The following is a 16,980-nucleotide window of genomic DNA, read 5'->3' as shown; positions in this document are numbered from 1 at the left end:
ACCGCCATATTCACGCGGTTTACAAATACGCGCAGCACTAAAAACATGTTGCGCCAATGAATTTTACTATTCGCCACTACCAGTTTTGCGCTAGTGGCGTTTTTGCATATGGAGATGTGAATTGTCACCAAATGGCCTAAACGATGCCAAAAGCACTTCGGCGAGCCCAGCAAGCAGCAAAACCGGCCTCTTTATTCTTGCTATCACCTACTGGCTTTACTTCGGTCAGCTTGGCGTGCTTGTGCCTTATTTAGGTATCTTCCTTGATGGGCGGGGATTTTCCTCTGCCGAAATCGGTGAACTCTTTGCGGTTATAACTTTAGCGCGTATTTTAGGGCCAGGCCTGTGGGCCGGCGTGGCCGATAAAACGGGCAATGCCATTGGCGTAATGCGTTTAGGCTGCTTGCTCACCGTACTGACTTTCAGTTCGGTGTTTTACTTCACCAGTTTTTGGGGGCTTACGCTGGCGTTCGGATTAATGATGATGTTCTGGACAGCGGTGTTGCCTCAACTTGAAGTTATCACCATGAACACGGTGGCGAAAACCAATGCCACGTATGGGCAGGTAAGGCTATGGGGGAGCGTTGGCTTTATTTGTTTGACGGTCGGTGTAGGAAAGGCCCTAGACATTTTTTCTACCGATACGCCAGTGCACGCCAGTATTGGCGTACTCGCGTTACTGTTCATCAGTACCTTGTTCATACATGCGCCCAAAGAAGCTGCACCTGAAACGTCTACGGCGGGAAGTATTTGGAAATACGCCAAACAAAAACCTTTCGCCATCTTTATATTCGCTTCAGCGTGCTTGCAAATTAGCTTTGGTGCGTATTACGGATTTTTCGCACTTTACATGCGCGACCTTGATTACAGCGGTCAACAAACTGGCATCTTTATCGCGCTTGGGGTACTTGCCGAGGTGGGGATATTTCTTATTGCCCGCCGTCTGATTAGCCAGTTTGGCGTGTGGAATTTATTGTTTGTGAGCATCGCACTGACAGGGCTTCGCTGGTATGTCATGGCGGCATTCGCTGATACCTTTATGGTGATTGTGTTGAGTCAGCTTATTCATGCATTAAGCTTTGGTTTAACGCATGCAGTATCGGTGCATTTTATCCATCAGTTCCTGCCGAAGGCGTATCAAAGCCGAGGGCAAGCGGTATATATCAGTATAGCGTTTGGATTAGGTGGTGCATTTGGAAACTACATGGCAGGGCAGCAATGGCAGCAAGGCACTAACGCCTATGAGACGTTCGTTACCGCAGCCGTTTTTGCAGCAATAGGCGCATTGTCATTGTTACTGTGTTCCAGAAAAGAAATGGAAGGTGCGAAGGCGGCTTAAAATCTTGTTTTAAGGGCTGACCGCAGGCTTACGCCTGCGGTGCACGTTTACACTCTGATATCACGTCAATACCATCATCACCATTGTCTTGCTCTAAACGTACATCGAATTTCCACAGCCTGTGCAGGTGGCGCATAACTTCATCTTTTGAATCGCCTAGCGGAATTCCTCGCTGAGGAATATAGCGAAGAGTAAGCGAACGGTCGCCTCTCACATCAACATTATGCACCTGAATGTTGGGTTCTAAATTACTCAAATTGTACTGAGCAGACAGCTTCTCTTTAATAATCTGATAACCCATTTCGTCATGAATAGCGCTCACCGCAATAAAGGGCTTGGTGGTGTCATCTTCAAGGGCGAATAACTTAAAGTCGCGAATAACTTTAGGCGATAAAAACTGACTGATAAAACTTTCGTCTTTAAAGTTTTCCATGGCGAAATGCACGGTCTCCAGCCAGTCTTTTCCCGCAATACTTGGAAGATATTTATAGTCTTCTTCAGTGGGGGACTGACACACCCGTTTAATATCCATGAACATGGAAAAGCCTAACGCATACGGATTGATGCCAGAGTAATAAGGGCTGTTGTACTCTGGCTGCATAACCACACTTGAATGACTGTGCAAAAACTCCATCATGAAGCGGTCGCTGACCAAACCCTCGTCATACATCTCATTTAAAATGTGATAGTGCCAAAAACAGGCCCATCCTTCATTCATTACTTGAGTCTGTTTCTGCGGATAAAAATACTGCGAAACTTTCCGTACAATACGCACAATTTCACGTTGCCAAGGTTCAAGTAAAGGTGCGTTTTTCTCAATAAAATAAAGCAGGTTTTCTTGCGGTTCTTGTGGAAAACGAATTTTTTCTTTGTGTTTGCTATGCGGGCTATCGGGCAAGGTACGCCAAAGCTCATTCACTTGCGATTGCAGGTAGGCCTCGCGCTCTTCTTGTCTGTTTTTCTCTTCTTGTAGGGAAATCTTCTGCGGGCGTTTATATCGGTCAACGCCGTAATTCATAAGCGCGTGACACGAGTCGAGCATGTTTTCGACTTCGTCATAACCGTACTTTTGTTCGCACTTCGCGATATAGTTTTTAGCAAACACCAGATAATCGATAATAGAACTGGCATCGGTCCAGGTTTTAAATAAGTAGTTGCCTTTGAAGAATGAGTTGTGACCGTAGCACGCATGTGCCATAACGAGCGCTTGCATGGTAATGGTGTTCTCTTCCATTAAATACGCAATGCAGGGGTCAGAGTTAATGACGATTTCGTAAGCCAGCCCCATTTGTCCACGACGGTATTGTTGCTCAGTTTGAATAAACTTTTTGCCAAAGCTCCAGTGCGTGTAGTTAAGCGGCATGCCGATGCTGGCGTAAGCATCCATCATCTGCTCTGCGGTGATCACCTCAATTTGATTGGGATAGGTGTCTAGCTTAAACTTTTTGGCGATGCGGTCGATGTGTTGCTCGTACTCTTCGATAAGTGGAAACGTCCAGTCGGGCCCATCGCTTAATAAGTGGCGTTTTGATGTTTCAGGCTTGCTGTTTTCTTTTGCCATAGCGTCGGTTGTCATATTAGGCTCCTTGCTGCGCATCTTGTTCAGAGCGTTTGAATAGCTCTCTGAACACAGGATAGATGTCGGCCTGTGTTTGTATGTGCTTACATACAAAGTTGTCGTGAGTGGCGGCCACTTTCTCGTATTCTCGCCACAAACTTTGGTGCTGCCTCTCGGTTATCTCGATATAGGCATAGTAACGGGTTGCGGGCAGCAGTTTAGCGGTAAGCAAGTCACGACACTGCGGCGAGTCATCAGCCCAGTTATCGCCATCTGACGCTTGTGCAGCATATATATTCCAATTTCCATCGCTGTAACGCTCGCGGACAACTTCATCCATTAACTTCAATGCACTTGAAACAATAGTGCCGCCGGTTTCTTGAGAGTAGAAAAACTCATGCTCGTCTACTTCTTTCGCTTGCGTGTGATGACGAATGTACACCACGTCTACGTTTTCGTAGGTTCGCGTCAAAAAGAGATACAGCAAGATATAAAACCGTTTAGCCATGTCTTTGGTGGCTTGGTCCATAGAGCCAGATACATCCATTAAGCAAAACATTACGGCTTTGCTTGAGGGAAGCGGACGCTTGTCATAGTTCTTAAAGCGCAAATCGAAAGTATCAATAAAAGGCACTCGGGCTATTTTGGCTTTAAGTGCTTCAATTTCTTCTTTTAATGCATTTATGGCTAACGTATTGTCGTGCTTGTCTTCTATAAGCAGTGCAAGTTTTTCTTCAAGCTCTCTCAGTTTCTTTCTATCACTTCCGCTTAAGGCAATACGCCTTGCCACAGAGCCTTTGAGTGAGCGAACAATATCTAAATTACTTGGCACGCCATCGGTCTGATAACCTGCGCGATAGGTTTCGTATTGGGTGACTTTATCGAATTGATTTTTCTTTAAGTTGGGAAGCGCTAAATCTTCAAAAAGTAGGTCTAAATATTCGTCTTTGGATATAGAAAATACGAACTCATCTTGGCCTTCGCCTTCATTGCTGGCGTCGCCTTCGCCTGCGCCCTTGCCACCGCCACCTGGCGGTCTATCAATTTTATCACCCGCTGTGAATTGGTCGTTGCCGGGGTGGACAATATCTCTACTGCCGCCGCGGCCGGTATGAAAAATAGGTTCAGAGATATCTCTGGCTGGAATGCTAATTTGCTCGCCAGAATCTAAATCGGTAACAGAACGTTTACCCACTGCATCAGAAACAGCGCGCTTTATCTGCTGTTTGTAACGCTTAATAAAGCGCTGGCGGTTTACCGTACTCTTACCTTTGCTGTTTAACCTTCGGTCAATAAAATGCGCCATACACACCTGCTTGTCTTGTTGTGAACTACAAATACCCGTGCTGAAGCACGCTTACACGCGCTTCAGCACTACATGCGTTTAGCGCTAAGACGCTTTACGTACGCGCAGGTACCATTCACACAGCAACCGAACTTGTTTTTGCGTATATCCCTTCTCGGTCATACGATTTACAAAGTCGTCGTGTTTTTTCTGCTCCTCTGCAGAGCCTTTGGTGTTGAAAGAAATAACCGGCAGTAAGTCTTCCGTGTTAGAGAACATTTTCTTCTCAATCACGGTGCGAAGTTTCTCGTAACTGGTCCATGCTGGGTTTTTGCCGCCGTTATTTGCACGGGCTCTCAAAACAAAGTTAACGATTTCGTTACGGAAGTCTTTCGGATTACTTATTCCCGCAGGCTTCTCTGTTTTTTCTAACTCAGCATTCAGTGACGCTCTGTCGAACAGCTGTCCGGTTTCTGGGTCACGATACTCTTGGTCTTGGATCCAGAAATCAGCATAGGTGACATAGCGGTCAAACAGGTTCTGCCCATATTCAGAATACGATTCTAAGTAAGCCGTTTGAATCTCTTTACCAATGAATTCCACGTAGCGAGGAATGAGGTAGCCTTTCAAAAACTCCAAATACTTATCAGCGGTTTCTTGAGGGAACTGCTCCCGTTCAATTTGACGCTCTAATACATAAAACAAATGGACTGGGTTTGCTGCCACTTCTTGGTGATCGAAGTTAAAAACCCGAGAGAGGATCTTAAATGCAAAGCGGGTGGATAATCCTTCCATGCCTTCATCGACACCGGCGTAGTCGCGGTACTCTTGGTACGACTTGGCTTTCGGATCTGTGTCTTTCAGGCTCTCGCCATCATATACTCGCATTTTAGAAAACAGACTTGAGTTCTCTGGCTCTTTCAAGCGCGATAACACAGTAAACTGCGCTAAACACTCTAGCGTGTCTGGAGCACACGGCGCGCCGTTAAGCTCGCTACTGTCCAGCAGTTTTTTATAGATCTTAATTTCTTCACGTACTCGCAAACAGTACGGTACTTTTACAATATAGACACGGTCTAGGAAGGCTTCGTTATTCTTATTGTTTCTAAACGATTGCCACTCAGATTCATTTGAGTGCGCAAGTATAAGCCCATCGAAGGGAAGGGCAGAGAAGCCCTCTGTTGGGTTGTAGTTACCCTCTTGTGTAGCGGTTAATAGTGGATGAAGCACCTTAATCGGTGCTTTGAACATCTCCACAAATTCCATTAAGCCCTGATTGGCTTTACATAGTGAACCCGAGTAACTGTAAGCATCAGGGTCGTTTTGTGCATATTGTTCTAAGCGGCGAATATCAACTTTACCCACAAGCGATGAAATATCTTGGTTGTTTTCATCACCGGGTTCGGTTTTAGCGATACCCACTTGGTCGAGTACTGAAGGGTAAACGCGAACCACCTTAAACTGGGTAATATCGCCATTGAATTCATGCAAGCGTTTGCGTGCCCACGGCGACATAATGGTTTTTAAGTAGCGCTTAGGAATGCCGTACTCTTTTTGTAAAATGTCGCCATCTTCTTTGACATCAAACAGACAGAATGGATGGTCGTTAACAGGCGAGCCTTTCAGCATATAAATAGGTACGTGCTGCATCAGTTCTTTAAGTCTCTCTGCCAGAGACGATTTACCGCCACCCACTGGGCCGAGCAAATAGAGAATTTGTTTCTTCTCTTCAAGGCCTTGTGCGGCGTGTTTAAGGTAAGAAACGATTTGTTCTATGGCCTCTTCCATGCCATAGAATTCTGAAAAAGCTGGATAACGAGAAATAACGCGGTTTGAGAAAATGCGGCTAAGTGCCGGGTCGTTGGCAGTGTCGATTAATTCAGGCTCACCGATAGCTTGTAGCAAACGTTCTGCCGCATTTGCATAAGCGGTTTGATCCTCTTTACAAATTTCAAGGAACTCCCCAATGGTGAACTCTTCCTGTTTTCGCTCTTCATAGCGACTTTGATAGTGTTCAAAAATACCCATGAATACCCCTTAAATACGGAACCCCGTAATTTCAGCTTAGTAGGTATTTGGGAAAACGATAGTAATTATTGTGTATAGTTTTTAATCTTTCGTCTAACGAAAAATGCAACTTTAATAAGAATTTAGTGTCTCTTAATGAAGCTTTTACATAAACAAAAGCCCCGCTAAATAGCGGGGCTTTTTATTTGTATTCCTTAACGCTGTGTAGGACACAGTGTGTACTACAAAAAGACGTAAGGCTTACGCAAAGTTTTTGCTTGCGAATTCCCAGTTAACTAGAGCCCAGAAGTTTTCTAAGTACTTAGGACGCGCGTTACGGTAATCGATATAGTAAGCGTGTTCCCAAAGGTCAACAGTAAGTACTGGTGTTAGATCATCGCCAGAAATAGGTGTTTCTGCATTGCTAGTGTTAACGATATCTAGGCTACCGTCTGCAGTTTTAACTAGCCATGTCCAGCTAGAGCCGAAGTTGTTCACTGCTTTGTCGTTAAACGCTGCTTGGAAGTCTGCAAATGACCCCCATTTTGCGTTAATAGCGTCAGCTAGTGCGCCCGTTGGCTCACCGCCGCCGTTTGGACTTAGGCAATGCCAGTAGAATGTGTGGTTCCACACTTGCGCTGCGTTATTGAAAACACCGCCTTCAGAAGATTTGATGATTTCTTCTAGGCTTTTGTTTTCCATGTCAGTACCTTCAACTAGGCCGTTAAGCTTAGTTACATAAGTAGCGTGGTGCTTGCCATAGTGGTATTCAAGCGTTTCAGCAGAAATATGCGGTTCTAGTGCATTTTGTTCGTATGGTAATGCTGGTAGTTCAAAAGCCATGACGGTCTCCATGTTGGTTTAGTATTGTAGTCTAAAGCACACTTATCTTCGCCTGTTCAATAAGTGCCAGTCAACGCTTTGCTGACTATATCACTTTAGACGCTAAAGCATATCCCAGATGTGGGGATAAAGTCTTATAACTCAATGACAAAATTGTGAATTTTTTTTCAAAATATATTTTGTGGAAATATAGCGTTGGTAGATATACAGGTAGATAGGGATAGAGTGTACTAAAAGATCAATTCAGTAATGGGTAATTTAAAGGGATTTTATGATACCCTTCGCCTTGATAAATCATTCATGCATTCCCATCTAAGTGGGAATACACTTTTGTGCTCAGAGGAATCAAATGGATAATACTGAAAATCAATCAACGCTAGATAGAATCAAGCAGCAAATCGAAGAAAACCCAATTTTGTTGTACATGAAAGGTTCTCCTAAACTACCTAGCTGTGGCTTTTCTTCACAAGCATCACAAGCGTTGATGTCATGTGGCGAACCATTTGCTTATGTAGATATTCTACAAAACCCTGATATTCGTGCTGAACTGCCTAAATACGCAAACTGGCCGACATTCCCACAGCTATGGGTAGAAGGTGAGCTTGTTGGTGGTTGCGACATTATTATTGAAATGTTCCAACAAAACGAACTTCAGCCGCTTATTAAAGAAACGGCTGCAAAGTACAAAGAAGCAGAGTAAATCTTGTTTCCATGTACAAATCTTTAGGTTTGTAAAAAACGATCTAAAAGCCGGCTTATAGTCGGCTTTTTTTATTAAAAACCGCCAAAAACGCCCCACTTTTACTCCCATAAAAACTATATAGACAGGTCAGAAATAAAGATCCTCTATGGTCTGAAAAAATATTTTTATTTTGTCTAAAAAGGTTTGTTTTTTAATATCTTGCGGACTATAAAATCAACCATCTGGCCATAAATGAGTCAGTGTTGAAGGTATAAAATAACAACCTCTCGAAATGCTTTTTTATTGTGTGAATAACGCTAAAAGTGTTTTAGAGAAAATCCGGGAAATCACCATGAATACAACCTTGTCTTTATTGACTAAAAACGTGCGTGGCGTATTAGCTGCATCAGCCGCGTTTTCAGTAATGGCTGCGGCACCTGTCTATGCACAGGAAGCTGAAGAAAGTGCAAAAGCTGAAGATTTTGAACAAATAGCGGTAGTTGGTTCGCGCGCAGCACCTCGCTCGGTCGCAGACTCAGCGGTACCAATTGATATTATTTCTGACGAAGAGTTTAAGCAGCAGGGTGCCACTGATATGGTATCTATGATGCAGACTGTTGTTCCATCTTTTAACGTAAACGACCAGCCGATCAACGATGCTTCAACACTCGTTCGTCCTGCTAACCTTCGCGGTATGGCATCAGACCACACGCTTGTGCTTGTAAATGGTAAACGTCGTCACCGTTCTGCGGTTATCACATTCCTAGGTGGTGGTCTTTCAGATGGTGCACAAGGTCCGGACATCTCTGTAATTCCAGCAGCGGCGCTTAAGCAGGTGGAAGTATTGCGTGACGGTGCAGCAGCACAATACGGTTCTGATGCGATTGCTGGTGTAATTAACTTCGTACTTAACGACGCGTCAGAAGGCGGTACATTTGAAGCCCGCTATGGCTCATACTACGAAGGCGACGGGGACATGATCCAGCTGTCTGGTAACGTGGGTTTACCACTATCTGACAAAGGCTTTATTAACCTTTCAGCCGAATACCGTACTGCTGATGACACATCTCGCAGCGTCCAGCGTGACGACGCCGCAGCGCTTGTTGCTGCAGGTAACACCTTTGTCGCAGACCCTGCACAAATTTGGGGTTCGCCTGAAATTAAACATGACATCAAGCTTTTCGCTAACGCAGGTCTTGAGCTTTCTGCAACGTCAGAAGCTTATATATTTGGTAACTTTGCCGAGCGTGAAGTTGAAGGTGGCTTCTACTTCCGAAACCCACATACTCGTAGTCAAGTATACGCTGATCCAGATGGCAACCTATTAGTGGCAGACCTAACGGACGATATGTCAGGTAATTGCCCTAATGATATTGCTCCTGGTGCAAATGTACTTACGAATCAACGCTACATCGACGAAGTTGCGAACAACCCAGATTGTTTCGCGTTTAACGAAATGCTTCCTGGTGGCTTCACACCTCGCTTTGGCGGTACGGTAACAGACATGTCTCTTGTCTTTGGTACCAAAGGCGAATTAGCCAATGATATTACCTATGACGTAAGTTTAAACCTTGGTCAAAACGAAGTTGATTTTGCTATTAGTAACACTATCAACCCGTCGCTTGGCCCAGAAACGCCAACGTCATTTAGCCCAGGCCGTTACACGCAGTCTGAGCAAACACTTGATATCGATTTTACAAAACCTTTTGATGTTGGTTTGTATGAGCCGCTATTTGTAGCGACTGGTTTCCAATACCGCAACGAAAGTTATGAGAGCGTTGCAGGTGATACTGCCTCTTATGAAATAGGTCCGCTGGCGACACAAGGCTTTGGCATTGGCTCAAATGGTTTCCCTGGCTTGGCGGCCGATAGCCAAGGTCGTGTGTCCCGCAACAACATCGCGCTTTACATTGATGCAGAAGCCTATATCACTGAAAACTTCATGCTAGCCGGTGCGCTACGTTACGAAGACTTCTCTGATTTTGGCGATACCACGAAAGGTAAAATTGCTTTCCGTTGGCAAGCGTTAGAGAACATTGCGTTCCGTGGTGCGTTCTCAACGGGCTTTAAAGCACCTACGCTGGGTCAAAGTAATGTACGTAACGTAACAACTGCGTTTGGTACGGGCGGTGAGCTAATTGACCGTGCAACGCTACCTCCAACAGATCCTGTATCTCAACTTAAAGGCGGTGAGCAATTAACGCCAGAAGAGTCAGAGAGCATCACATTTGGTGTGGTAGCAGACTTTGAAAATGGTCTATTCATTACTGCCGACTACTACAACATTGAATTGACAGACCGTATCAGTACAGCGTCTGGTATTGCGTTAACAGAAGAAGATATTGCGACCCTACTAGCGCAAGGCATTAATGATGCATCTAGTTTCTCTGAAATTAGTTTCTTCACGAATGACTTTGATACGACTACTGAAGGTCTAGATGTAGTTGCTAACTACTCGATGGAGATGATGGGTGGTGAAACTAAATTCTCACTAGCCTACAACTGGACATCTACAGAAGTAGATCGTGCATCAGAGAATATTTCTCCTGAGCGTATTCGCATGCTAGAAGATAACCTTCCAGCAGTGCGCTACAGTGCAACGGCAAATCACACTAACGGTGATTGGCGCTTCCTTGCACGCTTGAACTATTACGGTAGTATCTTTGAAGATCACTTAGATTCTGCATTGCCTATCGATAAAGTAGGTTCAGAAATTACTGTGGACTTAGAAGTAGCCTATAACTTCACTGAAGAGTTTACTGTAACGGTAGGCGCGAAAAACGCCTTTGATGAATACCCAGATGAGAATACACAGTATGCTGGTATCGCAGGTTCGTTGTATCCAACTACCTCACCAATCGGTATTAACGGTGGCTTCTATTATCTAAGAGGTGTTTACACGTTCTAATCGCTAATACTAGCGAAAACAACTTTCACAATTGTTTCGACGTGGAGGGGAGCGTTAGCTCCCCTTTTATTTTCAATATCGAGCATCATTTACGTGAAAAGTTATGAATAAACAGGCATTATTATTGCCAATGTAAGCAAATCGAAACACACAACATTTATTATTATGACGAGAAAGTCGACAGTAGCTGAAACCTTTTTAAAATACCGCTCAAAGCTAATGCGTGCGGTAGGTTCTATTGTTGGCGCCGACGACATTGAAGACATCGTGCAAGAAGCTTTTATTAAAAGCTACGAGGCAGAGTTAAAACAAGAAATACAGTATGAGCGTACCTATATGCTCAAAACAGCGCGTAATCTAGCGCTGAACCATGTTGCAAAAGCTGAAAACAAAAATAAGCAGCAGCTCGATGACATGGATATTTTGCCTTATGAGCTTGTAGGGCACAGTTTAGAAAAAAATGTAGAAAGCAAAGAGCGTTTTATTCATTTTTGCCGAGCGACAGATACATTGTCTGCTGATGTAAAACGCGTATTTTTGCTGAAAAAAGTATATGGCATGAGACAAAAAGAGATTGCAGAGCTTGTGGGGCTAAGCGAAAGCACCGTTGAGAAGCATGTCGCCAAAGGTTTAATGATGTGCTCTAGGTACCTAGCCGAGCTGTCAAAAGACAGTGCATCCCCCCGTGCCACTGCTACCGCGACTCAGGACATAAGCAGTAGTTAACATGAACAATATTCGCCAGTTTTCAAGCAAAGAAGATATTCAAGAGCAAGCATGCTTATGGATAAGCCGTCTCGATCGCGGCTTAAAAAGTGACGAAAAAACAGAGTTAGACGCCTGGTTGTCGGAAAGTAATGCGCATCGTCAAGCTTTGCTAGACTCCGCTAGCTTGTGGGACGACATGTCGGTATTGAATGAATTGAGCGGTTTATTTCCGCAGCCAACCTCTCGTCAGTCGTCGAAAAAGGGCATCATGTCTAAAACTGCCGTTTGGGGCATTGCGGCCACATTCTTAGTGATGGCAATTGCTGTTGGTGTTGTTGTTCAGCGCACGTGGCTAAACAGCACCCCTGAATTCGCGGCCGTAATGCAGAAAGTGCAAACGGGCGTAGGTGAACAGAAAAACGTGACGCTAGCTGATGGCTCAAAACTTCACCTAAACACTAACTCTGTGGTGACGGTAGATTTCTCCTCAACGACACGCAATATCGTATTATTGAAAGGGGAGGCACATTTTGAAGTGGCTCACGATAAGTCTCGCCCGTTCTCTGTTACCGCAGGAAACAATACTGTTACCGCTGTCGGAACTGCCTTTAATATGCAATATGTGGATGATAACGCGTTTGAGTTAGTGGTTACCGACGGGAAGGTTTTGGTGAAAGACCGCTTTAAGGCTTCGTCTTCCAACGAGTCGCTCTTCACTAAACGCCCTGTTGCTGAGGAAGGCCTTCTTATGTTCGCAGGTGAAAAGGCTACAGTACAAGGCAAAGTGGAAGCCCGTGAAAGCATGTCTCAAAACGACATAGATGACGATTTAGCGTGGCAACAAGGCATGATTGTATTTAAAGGTGAGCCGCTAGAGGCCGTATTAGCTGAGATTGGCCGCTATACACCCGTTCGCTTTAATATTTCGGATGAAAGCCTGCGCAAGCGTCGTGTAGCGGGTTACTTTAAAGTAGGCGACATAGATGGATTGTTGTCTGCACTTAAGAGCAGCTTTAACATCAATTACGAGAAAGTCACAGAAACAAGTATTGAGCTTAAGCTAGCGAAAAGTTAAATATTTCTGAAAGATAGGTGCTTCCTACTATTCGTAGTTGGCATCAATTTCTTTAATGTGACAATATAATCAAAATAATAAGCACATCGATTTTATATCTTGCAATACGGCAATTTTGCGATAAGCAGGCAAACAAAAAAGGCAATAGAAAAGCTGCATGCCCTTGCGTGTTCGGCTCACTGTCTTTCGCAAAAAAAAACGCGTAAACCTCTCCATTTTTCAGCGATTTCACCTTTGCATATAGTATCTGGCGTCTTATTTTTTCTAACGCCAACGCAAGGTTTGTATGCACAAAGCGAGAGTCTTGCTCCCACCAAGGCACAATCGGCGCAAAAGTCCGATGCATATAGTTTTTCAATACCAGCGCAAAACGCTAACGAAGCCCTCACCGAGCTAGCTAAGCAAGCCAATACCACGTTACTGTTTCCTTTCGATTTAGCAAAGAAAGTAAAAACAAACGCATTGAGCGGTACGTTCACATTAAATGAAGCGCTGGCACAACTCCTCGAAGGAACAGAGCTAGCAGTAGTGACAGACGAAAGTGGCGCGTTGAGTATTCGCTCTCGTGCCTCTTTAGTCGCGAAGGGAAAGCAGCAAGAAAATGCTGTAAAGAAAGCGGACGCGGGGAGCAATGGACTTGAGAAAATTGCGGTTGTCGGTACCCGAAACTCGCCTCGCAGTGCTGTTGATTCGCCAGTTCCTTTAGATGTGATTGGTTCTGAAACCCTTAATTCACAGGGGAATTCAGACGTACTTTCCATGTTAAGTGTGATGGTTCCTTCGTTAAACGTAAACGATCAGCCTATCAATGACGCCAGTAGCCTGGTAAGGCCTGCAAACCTAAGGGGCATGTCTTCAGATCACACGCTTTTGCTGCTTAACGGAAAGCGGCGTCATCGCTCCGCTGTAATTACATTTTTGGGGGGCGGTTTATCTGATGGTGCTCAAGGGCCAGATATATCGGTTATACCAGCCTATGCATTAAAGCAAGTTGAAGTACTGCGAGATGGCGCGTCTGCCCAGTATGGCTCAGATGCTATTGCAGGGGTAATAAATTTTGTGCTCAAAGATGCCCGGGTAGGTGGGCACGTGGCGCTAAAAGTAGGTGGGTATAGTGAAGGCGATGGTGAACTGTTTCAGGTACAGTTAAATAAAGGCTTCGCTATTGGAGAAAATGGCTTTTTAAATGCGACGGCAGAATATCGTCAGCAAAATGGTACATCGCGCTCTGTGCAGCGCTTAGACGCTCAAAGCCTAATCGACCAAGGTAATATATTTATTTCCTCACCGTCCCAAGTTTGGGGGGCACTCGATGTTAACGAAGATATTAAACTTGCGCTAAATGCAGGCGCTGACATATCTCCTACATCGCAATTTTATAGCTTTGCCACAGCAGCTAGAAGAGAAATCAACGGTGGCTTTTACTATCGCAATCCGCAAACACGAGAGGGTGTGTTTAGTCGCACTGACCCTAACACAGGGGAAAGCCGCCTGATTGTGGCAGACTTAGATGGACTGGAGAGCGGTATTGCTTGCCCTTCCATTTCATTGTCCAACAATAACGTGTTGCTCGACCCCGCGTATCAGTTAATTGCAGATAACACAACAGCGCTTGGTGCAAACTGCTTTGCTTTTAATGAGTGGTTTCCTGGCGGTTTTACGCCAAGATTTGGGGGAACAATAACCGATGCCTCTATTGCGATGGGCGTGAAGCATGAGTTGCCTAAAGGTTGGGCAATGGATGCCAGTGCAACATTAGGTTACAGCGACATCGAATATACCATTTCTAATACTGTTAACCCATCGTTGGGACCGCAAACCCCGACTTCGTTTTCGCCCGGTGGTGTGTCGCAAGTAGAGCGAACGCTTAACTTAGATTTTAACAAACTGATTCAGACTATTTTTGACGATCCGGTTAGCATTGCCGTGGGTTTTGAATGGCGTAAGGAAACCTATTTTCAGAAAGCCGGTGATGAAGCGTCATATATTGCAGGTCCTTTCGCCCTAGAGCCGCCACTTGGGTTAAACCAAGGCTTTTCTATCGGTTCCAATGGTTTTCCGGGATATCAGCCTCAAAGTGCTGGACACTGGAGCAGAAGTAATTGGGCCGTATACGCCGATTTGGAGTTCTATGTAATCGAAGCATGGCAGTTTGGTGTTGCCACGCGTGTAGAGCATTTCAGTGATTTCGGTTCGACATTCGATGGAAAATTAAGTACTCGCTATAAATTGAATGACGTTTTCGCATTACGGGGCTCTGTGAATACGGGGTTTAAGGCGCCAACAATAGGGCAGAGTAATGTTATTAACGTAACTACTGCTTATGGTATTAATGGACTGGAAGACCAAGCAACGCTGCCTCCAACGGATCTTATCTCGCTGCAGCTGGGCGCAACGCCACTTACGCCTGAAGAATCGGTGAACTTTAGCCTTGGGCTAGTTATGCAGGCAAGCGAGAGCTTTTTTGCGACACTCGACTATTTCAATATTCGTCTTTCAGATCGCATTAGCACAACATCAGCAATCCCGTTAACCGATGAAGACATTAGTGCGCTTATTGCTCAAGGACGTCCGGACGCAGCGAAATATAACGCAGCAAAGTATTTTACTAACGACTTTGACACAAAAACTCAGGGTGTTGATTTAGTTGTTAACTACAATTTTGCGTTAAATGATTGGTCAAATTCTTTATTATTAGCCTACAACTGGACAGACACGCAGGTAGAGCGAGTTACACTTTATCCTTCGCAGGTGGAAGGCGAAATACAGCTACTACCTAACCTTACACAGGCAAGAATTCGGATGCTGGAAGATAATTTGCCTGCTCATCGAGGCAGTATCACGCTGGAGCAATCAAAAGATAAATGGGCGTTTACTTGGCGGCTTAATTATTACGGTAAATTTTATGAAGACCATCTTGATGCGTCCGCGGGTATGGACATATACGGCAATGCATTAACTACATTCGATGCCCAAGTTGCGTGGAAAGTATTTCCTCAAACCCAGGTAACCTTTGGCGCCCAAAATCTTTTTGATTCGCTCCCCGATGATAATCCTTACAAAGGTGAGGTAGGCGCACTTTACCCACCCACATCGCCTAGTGGAATAAATGGTGCTTTCTACTATGCAGGCATCGAGTACACCTTTAACTAGGGCTTTTTGTCAGAAAAGCTACGTAGTTAAATGGACGTTGTACTCAGTGATAGTAAAAAACACGCCTAGCTTTGAGTTTGAAACGCCGGCAGCCTATCGTTTTAATTGGACTAGGTAGCGATGTGAATGTTACTAAAGTAACTAAACTCGGATTTTATTAAGAGAAATAAGATAAGACTTAGGCCACTTAAATAAGTGATCGTGATAATAAATACGGTGTTTTAAGTCTAGGAAAGGATACTTAGAGCGGTGATGTTGCGTGTTAAGAATACGCGGGTTGGCTAGTTATCTAGCCAACGTCTTTAAATAACGACTCATCGACGATAGTTTGGTCAATGATTTGTTGAGCCATGTTGATGCACTTACCGCATTGTGAGCCAAGCTCTAAATGTTGACGTAACTCTCGCATATTTCCCACACCGTTTTCTTCAACCGCTGCGCGAATGCTTTTATCAGTTACCCCATAGCACATGCAAACAAACATTAAACGTACTCCAAATGAATCTGTAAATGATAATAATTGTTATTCTTTACTTTAGCAAGTGGATAATGACAAATTTAATACAAGGTAATTGAAGAAAGACTGAACAGTGAGTCGTGAAATTAAGTATGTATTGGTAGGATCAGTAAAAAACTCATTGTTTAATATTGTTATTTCCATATTCGTACCTATTTTGTGAGTAGGAAATTTCTTATCAAAGTGGTTACGCAACGTAATCGCTTCTATTATTACAATCCAAATATAAATGGAGAGACTCATGAGTGTATTAGTTGGCCGTCCAGCACCTGATTTTACTGCAGCAGCGGTTCTAGGTAGCGGTGAAATTGTTGATACTTTCACACTAAGTGAAGCAATCAAAGGTAAAAAAGCCGTTGTTTTCTTCTACCCACTAGACTTTACTTTCGTTTGCCCGTCAGAGCTTATTGCTTTTGACAAGCGTTATGACGAGTTCAAAAAGCGCGGTGTTGAGGTTATCGGTGTTTCAATCGACTCTCAGTTCTCACACAATGCGTGGAGAAACACCCCAGTAAATCAAGGTGGTATTGGTCCAGTTAAATACACCCTTGTTGCTGACGTTAAGCACGATATCTGCCAGGCTTATGATGTTGAGCACCCAGAAGATGGTGTAGCGTTCCGTGGTTCATTCCTAATCGATGAAGAAGGCATGGTTCGTCACCAAGTAATTAACGACCTTCCACTTGGCCGTAACGTTGACGAAATGCTTCGCATGGTAGACGCGCTAGCATTCCACCAAGAGCATGGTGAAGTTTGCCCAGCGGGTTGGACTGAAGGTAAAGCGGGTATGGATGCGTCGCCTGAAGGTGTTGCTAAGTACCTATCTGAAGAAGCAGACAAGCTATAAGCTAACCTGTTCGAAGATTAAAAAAAACAGCGCCTTTTGGCTAATGCCGATCAGTTAA

General features: G+C 44.4%; 12 protein-coding genes. 7 read left to right on the top strand and 5 right to left on the bottom strand.

Annotated features, from left to right (window positions below; translation table 11 throughout):
• Positions 1-121 precede the first annotated feature (121 nt).
• The gene (locus tag RJ41_RS15835) at positions 122-1,339 is read left to right on the top strand and encodes an MFS transporter (protein WP_039222878.1); all 1,218 of its coding nucleotides are present in this window, start codon (positions 122-124) and stop codon (positions 1,337-1,339) included.
• A 28-nt stretch (positions 1,340-1,367) separates the two neighbouring features.
• Here RJ41_RS15835 and RJ41_RS15830 read toward each other — a convergent pair whose 3' ends face one another.
• The 4 genes from RJ41_RS15830 to sodB form a co-directional block, all read right to left on the bottom strand.
• On the bottom strand, positions 1,368-2,915 hold the full coding sequence (locus tag RJ41_RS15830) for a SpoVR family protein (protein WP_039222876.1): 1,548 nt from the start codon (positions 2,913-2,915) through the stop codon (positions 1,368-1,370).
• A gap of 1 nt (position 2,916) precedes the next feature.
• Positions 2,917-4,203 carry a YeaH/YhbH family protein gene (locus RJ41_RS15825; protein WP_014948762.1) on the bottom strand — a complete coding sequence of 429 codons (1,287 nt, stop codon included), beginning with the start codon at positions 4,201-4,203 and terminating at the stop codon, positions 2,917-2,919.
• Between the two features lie 84 nt (positions 4,204-4,287).
• On the bottom strand, positions 4,288-6,210 hold the full coding sequence (locus RJ41_RS15820; RefSeq protein WP_014975982.1) for a PrkA family serine protein kinase: 1,923 nt from the start codon (positions 6,208-6,210) through the stop codon (positions 4,288-4,290).
• Between the two features lie 240 nt (positions 6,211-6,450).
• Complete coding sequence (sodB, locus tag RJ41_RS15815) at positions 6,451-7,032, bottom strand: superoxide dismutase [Fe] (protein ID WP_025254504.1); 582 nt, start codon at positions 7,030-7,032, stop codon at positions 6,451-6,453.
• A 349-nt stretch (positions 7,033-7,381) separates the two neighbouring features.
• Here sodB and RJ41_RS15810 point away from each other — a divergent pair, with 349 nt between their 5' ends.
• The 5 genes from RJ41_RS15810 to RJ41_RS15790 all read left to right on the top strand — a co-directional run bounded on the left by RJ41_RS15810 (position 7,382) and on the right by RJ41_RS15790 (position 15,558).
• Positions 7,382-7,732 (top strand): Grx4 family monothiol glutaredoxin, encoded by a 351-nt coding sequence (locus RJ41_RS15810; RefSeq protein WP_014948765.1) that lies wholly within the window; start codon positions 7,382-7,384, stop codon positions 7,730-7,732.
• Positions 7,733-8,066: 334 nt separating this feature from the next.
• Positions 8,067-10,622, top strand: a complete 2,556-nt coding sequence (locus RJ41_RS15805; protein ID WP_039222872.1) for a TonB-dependent receptor plug domain-containing protein — start codon at positions 8,067-8,069, stop codon at positions 10,620-10,622.
• A 165-nt stretch (positions 10,623-10,787) separates the two neighbouring features.
• Positions 10,788-11,348 carry an RNA polymerase sigma factor gene (locus RJ41_RS15800; protein WP_039222870.1) on the top strand — a complete coding sequence of 187 codons (561 nt, stop codon included), beginning with the start codon at positions 10,788-10,790 and terminating at the stop codon, positions 11,346-11,348.
• Position 11,349: 1 nt separating this feature from the next.
• Positions 11,350-12,405 (top strand): FecR family protein, encoded by a 1,056-nt coding sequence (locus tag RJ41_RS15795; protein ID WP_039222868.1) that lies wholly within the window; start codon positions 11,350-11,352, stop codon positions 12,403-12,405.
• Positions 12,406-12,639: 234 nt separating this feature from the next.
• Positions 12,640-15,558, top strand: a complete 2,919-nt coding sequence (locus RJ41_RS15790) for a TonB-dependent receptor (RefSeq protein WP_240485812.1) — start codon at positions 12,640-12,642, stop codon at positions 15,556-15,558.
• Positions 15,559-15,847: 289 nt separating this feature from the next.
• Here RJ41_RS15790 and RJ41_RS15785 read toward each other — a convergent pair whose 3' ends face one another.
• Positions 15,848-16,042 carry a bacterioferritin-associated ferredoxin gene (locus RJ41_RS15785; protein WP_014948769.1) on the bottom strand — a complete coding sequence of 65 codons (195 nt, stop codon included), beginning with the start codon at positions 16,040-16,042 and terminating at the stop codon, positions 15,848-15,850.
• 274 nt (positions 16,043-16,316) lie between these two features.
• Between RJ41_RS15785 and RJ41_RS15780 the strand changes: the two genes are divergently transcribed.
• Positions 16,317-16,922 carry a peroxiredoxin gene (locus RJ41_RS15780; RefSeq protein ID WP_039222866.1) on the top strand — a complete coding sequence of 202 codons (606 nt, stop codon included), beginning with the start codon at positions 16,317-16,319 and terminating at the stop codon, positions 16,920-16,922.
• The last annotated feature ends 58 nt before the right edge of the window (positions 16,923-16,980 follow it).

Origin of the sequence: Alteromonas marina, from assembly GCF_000808575.1 — a bacterium.
Taxonomy (GTDB): Bacteria; Pseudomonadota; Gammaproteobacteria; order Enterobacterales; family Alteromonadaceae; genus Alteromonas; species Alteromonas marina_A.
This window is presented reverse-complemented; position numbering and strand designations above follow the sequence as displayed.